Origin of the sequence: Phaeobacter sp. CECT 5382, from assembly GCF_001457775.1 — a bacterium.
In the GTDB taxonomy this organism is placed as follows: domain Bacteria; phylum Pseudomonadota; class Alphaproteobacteria; order Rhodobacterales; family Rhodobacteraceae; genus Pseudophaeobacter.
This window is the reverse complement of record NZ_CYSG01000005.1, coordinates 217,513-224,941: the sequence shown is the minus strand read 5'-3', so window position 1 is coordinate 224,941 and position 7,429 is coordinate 217,513. Positions and strand designations below refer to the sequence as shown.

Below are 7,429 nucleotides of genomic sequence, written 5' to 3'. Positions count from 1 at the left end.
TGTACTTCGTAGGGGCCCAACTGCTCATATACTCCAGCTACCATGCTGGATTCACAAAATGAATCCCTCACCCGATTTGTGCAACAAAGCCCGTGCGCATTACCGACCTGCACAAATCCTTCGGCACGCTAGAGGTGCTCAAAGGGGTTTCTCTGACGGCCAAACAGGGGGATGTGGTGGCGATTATCGGTGGCAGCGGTTCAGGCAAGTCCACCATGCTGCGCTGCACCAATTTCCTTGAAACACCAACCTCCGGCAAGATTGAAATCGACGGCGAAGAGATCCAGATGCGCGCGGATGGCACCCCCGCCAACCAGCGCCAGATCGAGCGTATTCGCACCCGCCTGGCCATGGTGTTTCAGTCGTTTAACCTGTGGACCCATCGCAGCCTGCTCGAAAATGTCATCGAAGTCCCGGTCTATGTGCTCAAGCAGCCCCGTGCCGAAGCCATCGCATCCGCCCGAAAACTGCTGCAGCGGGTCGGCCTGGCCGACAAAGAAGACGCCTTTCCCGCCTTTTTGTCTGGTGGACAGCAACAGCGCGCCGCCATTGCGCGGGCACTCGCTGTGGATCCATCCGTCATGCTGTTTGACGAACCCACCAGCGCGCTGGATCCGGAACTGGTCGGCGAAGTTCTCACCGTGATCCGCGATCTGGCCGCCGAAGGGCGCACCATGCTGCTGGTCACCCATGAGATGCGATTTGCCCGCGAGGTCGCGGATCATGTCGTCTATCTTTACCAGGGACGCATCGAAGAGCAGGGTCCACCTGCCGAGGTCTTTGGCAACCCCCAGTCCGAGCGTTTGCAACAGTTCCTCAAATCCGTCTCGTGACAAAATCAACAAAACAAATCCATAACAGGGAGATACACAATGTCTATGAAAGCAATTCTGGCCGCTGGCCTGACCTTTGCCAGCCTCACAGCCGGTGCCGTCCAGGCCGAACAGGTCAAGATCGGTATCGCGGCTGAACCCTACCCTCCCTTTGCCTCGTTGGACTCCTCAGGCAAATGGGTTGGCTGGGAAGTTGACGTGATCGGTGCTGTCTGCGCCGCCGCCAACCTTGACTGCGTGCTGACGCCAGTTGCCTGGGATGGCATCATCCCCTCACTGACCGGCCAGCAGATCGACGCCATCATGGCCTCGATGTCGATCACCGAAGAACGCCTGAAGACCATCGACTTCTCCGACCCCTACTACAACACGCCCGCCGTGGTGGTTGCGGATAAATCCATGGATATCGCGGCGACCCCTGAAGGGCTCGCAGGCAAGATCATCGGCATTCAGGCCTCCACAATCCACCAGGCCTATGCGCAGGAATATTTCAAGGACTCTGAGATCCGCGTCTACCAGACCCAGGACGAGGCCAATCAGGACCTCTATGCCGGGCGCATTGACGCGACCCAGGCCGACAGCATCGCCATGGCCGATTTTGTTGCCTCCGACACCGGGGCCTGCTGTGAAATCAAGGGCACTGTTGCCGATGATCCGGAGATCCTTGGTCGCGGTGCAGGTGCGGGCGTGCGCAAAGGCGATGACGCCCTGCGCGAAGCGATCAATGCAGGCATTGCCAAGATCCTTGAGGACGGCACTCACGCCGAGATCACTTCGCGCTATTTCTCTGCCAGCATTTACTAAGGCACTGACGTGACGATGGTCCTCGAATGGCTCGGCCTGGCCGAAAGCGCGGCTTTGCTGTCGCTCTCGGCTCCCGGCTGGGGCATGAACCTTTTGCGCGGTCTGGCAAACTCTCTGCAGATCGCGTTTGGCGCCTTTGGCATGGGGCTGATGATCGGGCTTTTCGGGGCCTATGGAAAACTCTATGGCGGGCCAATCCTACGGGACCTGCTCGCCATATATACCACTGTTATCCGCGCGGTACCGGAATTGGTACTGATCCTGATCCTGTATTACGTCGGCACCGATCTCATCAATAAGGTCGCGCAGATGCTGGGCTATGGCCGGGTCGAGATCAGCGGCGTTGTGGCCGGCATCTGGGTCTTGGGCATCGTCCAAGGAGCCTATGCCACAGAGGTCTTGCGCGGCGCCATTCAGGCAGTACCTCCGGGCCAGATCGAAGCCGCCCGCGCCTATGGCATGCCGGCCTTTCTGACCATGCGCCGTGTGACTATCCCCGCCATGATGAGCTTTGCCACACCCGGTCTGGCCAATCTCTGGCTGATTGCAACCAAAGACACAGCGCTGCTGGCTGTCGTCGGCTTTAACGAGCTGACACTGGAAACCAAGCAGGCCGCCAGCTCTACCCGCGCTTATTTCACCTTCTTCCTCGCCGCAGGCGGGCTGTACCTGATGGTGACGCTTTGCTCCGGGGCCGTGTTTGCCCGGATTGAGAAATGGGCGCGGCGCGGCCAGCCCTCCCTGCGAGAGGGCGGATCATGAGCGGTCTGAAATCCCTGATGCAGCCCCATCGTATCCTGCTGATGGCGCTGTTTGGCGCTTTCGTGTTGTGGTGTGCGCTGTCGCTTCGCTGGGATTGGATTCCCAAATATGCTCCACTTGCGCTCGAAGGGCTCTGGACCACGATCTGGATCCTTGTCGTGACCACGGTTCTGGGGTTTTTACTGGCAATCCCGCTGGGCCTCGCACAGGCGATTGGGCCTTGGTATCTGTCGGCCCCGGCGCGGTTGTTTTGCACGGTCATCCGCGGCACGCCGCTGCTACTGCAGATCTGGTTGCTGTACTATGGGCTAGGCTCCCTGTTTCCACAGTTCCCCTGGATCCGCAGCAGCGAGCTGTGGCCCTATCTGCGTCAGGCCTGGCCCTATGCGGTGCTGGCGCTGACCCTGTCTTATGCAGGCTATGAGGGCGAAGTGATGCGCGGCGCCTTTTCCGGCGTCGCCAAGGGCCAGCTGGAGGCGGCGAAATCCTTTGGCATGCCGCGCTTTACCATGTTCCGTCGCATCTGGCTGCCACAGGCCATTCGCAACGTGCTGCCGACGCTGGGTGGAGAAACCATTCTGCAACTGAAGGCAACACCGCTGGTAGCCACCATCACCGTGGTGGAGATCTACGCCGTGTCTTCGCGTGTGCGGTCGGATACCTTCATCGTCTACGAGCCGCTTTTGCTGCTGGCTGCCGCCTATATGGTGATCGCAGGGCTGATCGCCCTTGCGTTCAAACGGTTCGAGAACCAAGTGCCAGAGCGGCGCTGACGGAAAGCGCACCTGTTCAAAAAGTAAAAGCCCTCGCAGGGATGCGGGGGCACTCTTTGCAAGCTTAGCTGCCCGGTTTCAGTCTTCGGCAAAACGCAGGGCTTCGGCCACAACGACATCCAGACTGTCCACAACTGGAACGGCCGCCGTGATGTCGCGGCTCTGCAACGAAAATTCGCTGCAGGCCACCAGAAGGCAACAGGCACCATCAGCGACCAACGCCTGCCCGGCTGCATTCAGTCCAGCAAGTGCCTCCTGCGAGGGCCCCTGTGCCTTGACGCTTTGAATGATCTGCAACAGCGTACTATCATCGGGAAGGTAGCAGGCCCGCAGCCCAAGCTCGCCCAAAGCCCGGTCAAACAATCCGGTGAGGCGCACAGCCGGTGAGGCCAGAATGCCAATCTTGCTGCCCACCGGAATCTCTGTTGCAATCTGCGCGCAGCTGCATTCGATCATACTGAGAAAGGGCACAGGCGTTGCCGCCTTTATCTGCGCTGCATAGTGATGCGCGGTATTGCAGGGCATGATCAGGGCTTCTGCCCCGGCCCGCTCCAAGCCCTGCGCCATGTTGGCCAGAACCGGACCGGGATCCGCGCCGGTGCCATGAATGAGCGCGTCGATACGCGACGGGACCTGGGTGTTGTTGTCGACAATCATTGGCACGTGATCGCAGTCGTCCGCAGCTTTCGTCGCAGCAATGATCCGCTGCATCATCAGCACTGTGGCTTCGGGGCCCATGCCCCCCAAAATACCGATCTTCCGCTTTGTCATTGCCTGCTCCTTTCGCCGACCCTCTGGATAGGCGAAGGGCGCAATGCTGCCATTGCGCCGCTCCAGTGTCACCTTTCGATATGCTGTTTAATTCGCAACCCAACGCCCAGAAAAGTCAAACGCCGCATCATAGCCAAACAGAGCCGCAGCGCCACCGGTGTGGATGAAGACAACGCGTTCGCCTTTCTTGAAATACCCCTTGCGAATGAGATCAATCAGACCTGCCGCCCCCTTGGCGGAATAGACAGGATCCAACAAAATGCTTTCGAGTTCGGCAAACATCTGGATCGCCTCCATGCCGCCTGCGGTGGGGATGCCGTAGCCTTCGCCAACGTAGTCTGTATTGGCCACCACATCCTCGCGGCTGACCACCCCGGCACAGCCCAGTTTTTCCGCCGTCTTCACCGCCAGATTATAGACGTTTTCTTCCTGCTTAGCCTTGGGCGCGCGCACGCCGATCCCCAGCAGTGGAATATTGGCGTTGGTGGCTTTCAAACCGGTGATCAGCCCCGCCTGTGTGCCGGCAGAGCCAGTCGCATGCACGATATGGTCGATCTTGGTGCCGGAGTTATTGACCTGCCCCAGTAGCTCATAAGCGCAGTTCACATAGCCCAGCGCGCCCGTCGGGTTGGAGCCGCCACCGGGAATCGTATAGACTTTTTTGCCAGTCGCGCGCATTTTTTCTGCGACGGCTTCCATCTCCGCCGCCATATCGGCGCCGCCTGGACGGGTTTCGGTTGTGGCGCCATGCAGATGGTCCAGCAGCACATTACCGTTGTTTTTGTAATTGGCATTGTTGGATCCGGTGCGATCCTCCAGCAGCAGATGACACTGCAGGCCCAGTTTGGCGGCAAACGCTGCGGTCTGGCGCGCGTGGTTGGACTGGGTCGCGCCCTGGGTGATCACAACATCGGCGCCTTCCATCTCGGCCTCAGCCATCAGAAACTCCAGCTTACGGGTCTTATTGCCGCCCGTGGACAGCCCCGTGCAATCATCACGTTTGATCCAAATCTCTGGCCCACCCAGTTCCTTGCTCAGGCGATCCATGCGCTCAAGCGGGGTGGGCAGATGGGCAATAAACCGGCGGGGGTAGCGAGCGAGATGCATGAGAGAGCCCTTATAAAGATGATATTTTCGCCAGTATGTGGCGGTGAAATTCGCATTTCAAATGCGAAATCTTACGTTTATAATGCACAGAATGCATATTAAGCACAGGAGAGGCCAATGCGGCTGGAATGGATCGAAGATATTCTGGCGGTGCTCAAAACCGGATCTCTGGCACAGGCCGCCGAAGAACGGCTGCGCACGCAGTCCGCTTTCAGCCGTCGCATTGCCGCACTCGAAAACCATCTTGGCGCGCCCCTGTTTGACCGCACCGCAAAACCATTGCGACCTCTGCCTGCAGTCTTGGCACAGGAAAGCACGCTGCGGGAGCTGGCAAGCCAGTTGCGCGCAGTGGAACAAGCATTGGGGCCAAAGGCTGCGGCACAACGCCCCCGTGTGACCATTGCCGGATCGCATTCACTGGCCACCACGCAGGCGCCTTTGCTGGTGCGCGGTATCCACGCGAAGTTTGGCCTGGGCGTTACTGTACAATCTGCGGATCGCGATCAGGCCATCCTGTCGCTCCTCTCCGGGGAGGCAGATTTTGCCCTGTTTTTTCAAAGCGCCGAAGGGAACGAAGTGCTGAGCCGTCTTGATGTGGATGTGGCTTCGATCGGAGAGGACATGTTGCTACCGGTCGCCACCAGAGATCTTTTTGAGCAGGTGATGACCTTACCTGATGCGCCCGATGAGCCTGATGCCCCTGCCCAGCCCTCCCATCCTTCTGTTACTTGTCCGGTTATCACCTACCCGGATGAGGTCTTTTTTGGGCGCCTGATCAACCAACGCCTGTTACCACAGCTTGCGAAAGAGAGGACACTCGATCTGGTGGCGACCACACCGCTGTCACATGCGGTATTGCAATTGGTGTTGCAGGGGTCAGGGGTTGGCTGGCTGCCAAGTTCCCTTGTCGACCAGCATCTAGCTGAGGGCACATTGCGGCAGTTGACCGCTCCCTTCCCGACGGCCCCTCTACAACTGGTTTTGGTACGCATGGCGCAGGCACAAAGCTCCGAGATCGCAGAGATCTGGGATTTCCTGCGCTCCACTTTTTCGAAAGAAGTTCGAAAGAAGACGGGGGCGCTGCCTGAAAGCTCAGCGCCGTTTTAGACGCTGCTCGGCCGACCTCGCGTGGCCCTCCATGCCTTCCATTCGACTGATCCGTGCCGTGCGCAGCGCCAGTTCCTGCGCCGCTTCTGCTGTGCAGCGCTGCCAGGTCACGGTCTTGGTGAATTTATGCACTGAAAGCCCGCCCGTATAGCGCGCCGCGCCACTGGTGGGCAGCACATGGTTTGGCCCCGCCGATTTATCGCCAAAGGGCACGGTTGTTTCCGCCCCCAGAAACAGCGAACCATAGGCGCTGAGCCGGGCCAGCCACCAATCCAGATCCGCCGCCTGCACATGCAGGTGCTCAGGCGCATAGCTATCAGCGACCTGAGCCATTTCTTCACGGGTCGTACAAAGCACCACCTCGGCGCGTTCGGCCCAGGCGATGCTGGCCACAGATCCGTTCGGCTCTGGCAAGGATCTTGCCAGCCTAGGTGCCAGCTCCAATACCGTATGGGCCAGATCCACATCTGTGGTGACCAGCCAGACCGGGCTGTCGGCGCCATGTTCCGCCTGCCCGATCAGATCCCAGGCGACGGTTTCGGGATCGGCAGTCGCATCGGCAATCACCAGTGTATCCGTAGGGCCTGCGAACATGTCGATACCGACCTGGCCAAACAGCATGCGCTTCGCCTCGGCCACGTAGCTATTGCCGGGACCGACCAGAATATCTGCCGCCTTGCCGCCAAACAGTCCCTCGGCCATGGCAGCAATTCCCTGCACACCACCCAGGTTCAGGATCCGGTCGGCTCCGCACAGATCCATCGCATAAAGAATTGCATCCGGAATGCCGCCTCCCAGCTCGAGCCCAGGTTTAGGTGGCGACACGGCTGTGATATCGGCAACCCCGGCCACCTTGGCTGTGGTGACAGACATAACCGCACTGGCGATATGACTGTAGCGCCCCCCCGGCACATAGCAGCCCGCACTGGACACCGGGATCTGCTTTTGGCCTGCGACATGTCCGGGGAACAGCTCGACCTCGCACTCCCCCATGGTGGCCAATTGGGCCTCGGCGAATTTGCGGATGTTATCATGAGCGAATTGAATGTCCGCCTTCACCTGGTCTGACACCCTTGCGCAGGCTGCTTGAAGCTCTTCTTGCGAGACCACGATATCACCGGTCCAGCCATCCAACGTCTCGCTGTAACGACGTACGGCCTGTTCGCCCTCGGATTTGATATTGGCAAGCATAATCGCCACGGTGTCGCGCAGATCGGAGTTTTCGCTAGCGGGCCGGGGATCAGCCTGTTTCAGATAGGTTATGGTCATAGG

At 59.3% G+C, this 7,429-nt stretch carries 8 protein-coding genes; 5 read left to right on the top strand and 3 right to left on the bottom strand.

Features of this window, described 5'->3' with window-relative positions:
• Positions 1-92: 92 nt before the first annotated feature.
• Genes PH5382_RS07960 through PH5382_RS07945 form a run of 4 tightly spaced genes read left to right on the top strand, consistent with a single transcriptional unit; the run spans position 93 to position 3,172 of the window.
• Positions 93-833, top strand: a complete 741-nt coding sequence (locus PH5382_RS07960) for an ABC transporter ATP-binding protein (RefSeq protein WP_304438336.1) — start codon at positions 93-95, stop codon at positions 831-833.
• Between the two features lie 39 nt (positions 834-872).
• A complete protein-coding gene (locus PH5382_RS07955) occupies positions 873-1,637 on the top strand; it encodes a transporter substrate-binding domain-containing protein (RefSeq protein ID WP_058333820.1) in 765 nt (254 codons plus the stop codon).
• A gap of 9 nt (positions 1,638-1,646) precedes the next feature.
• Positions 1,647-2,399 carry an ABC transporter permease gene (locus PH5382_RS07950; RefSeq protein WP_058333819.1) on the top strand — a complete coding sequence of 251 codons (753 nt, stop codon included), beginning with the start codon at positions 1,647-1,649 and terminating at the stop codon, positions 2,397-2,399.
• On the top strand, positions 2,396-3,172 hold the full coding sequence (locus PH5382_RS07945; protein WP_058333818.1) for an ABC transporter permease: 777 nt from the start codon (positions 2,396-2,398) through the stop codon (positions 3,170-3,172). The genes PH5382_RS07950 and PH5382_RS07945 overlap by 4 nt, the downstream gene beginning before the upstream one ends.
• Before the next feature lie 78 nt (positions 3,173-3,250).
• Here the strand turns inward: PH5382_RS07945 and PH5382_RS07940 are convergent, their stop codons facing one another.
• Together PH5382_RS07940 and PH5382_RS07935 are read right to left on the bottom strand one after the other, a co-directional pair.
• Positions 3,251-3,943: a cysteate racemase gene (locus PH5382_RS07940; RefSeq protein ID WP_058333846.1), complete on the bottom strand. Its 693-nt coding sequence runs from the start codon at positions 3,941-3,943 to the stop codon at positions 3,251-3,253.
• Between the two features lie 87 nt (positions 3,944-4,030).
• A complete protein-coding gene (locus PH5382_RS07935) occupies positions 4,031-5,050 on the bottom strand; it encodes a D-cysteate sulfo-lyase (protein WP_058333817.1) in 1,020 nt (339 codons plus the stop codon).
• Positions 5,051-5,167: 117 nt separating this feature from the next.
• Between PH5382_RS07935 and PH5382_RS07930 the strand changes: the two genes are divergently transcribed.
• Positions 5,168-6,157: a LysR family transcriptional regulator gene (locus PH5382_RS07930; protein ID WP_058333816.1), complete on the top strand. Its 990-nt coding sequence runs from the start codon at positions 5,168-5,170 to the stop codon at positions 6,155-6,157.
• On the opposite strand, the gene hisD is transcribed toward PH5382_RS07930, so the two are convergent.
• Positions 6,143-7,426: a histidinol dehydrogenase gene (gene hisD, locus PH5382_RS07925; protein WP_058333815.1), complete on the bottom strand. Its 1,284-nt coding sequence runs from the start codon at positions 7,424-7,426 to the stop codon at positions 6,143-6,145. The genes PH5382_RS07930 and hisD overlap by 15 nt on opposite strands.
• Between the last annotated feature and the right edge of the window lie 3 nt (positions 7,427-7,429).

What these genes read in the sequence shown, in the direction of transcription:
- PH5382_RS07935 (WP_058333817.1), bottom strand. Translation starts at nt 5,050, where the DNA reads ATGCATCTCGCTCGCTACCCCCGCCGGTTTATTGCCCATCTGCCCACC.
- PH5382_RS07930 (WP_058333816.1), top strand. Translation starts at nt 5,168, where the DNA reads ATGCGGCTGGAATGGATCGAAGATATTCTGGCGGTGCTCAAAACCGGA.
- PH5382_RS07955 (WP_058333820.1), top strand. Translation starts at nt 873, where the DNA reads ATGTCTATGAAAGCAATTCTGGCCGCTGGCCTGACCTTTGCCAGCCTC.
- PH5382_RS07945 (WP_058333818.1), top strand. Translation starts at nt 2,396, where the DNA reads ATGAGCGGTCTGAAATCCCTGATGCAGCCCCATCGTATCCTGCTGATG.
- PH5382_RS07940 (WP_058333846.1), bottom strand. Translation starts at nt 3,943, where the DNA reads ATGACAAAGCGGAAGATCGGTATTTTGGGGGGCATGGGCCCCGAAGCC.
- hisD (WP_058333815.1), bottom strand. Translation starts at nt 7,426, where the DNA reads ATGACCATAACCTATCTGAAACAGGCTGATCCCCGGCCCGCTAGCGAA.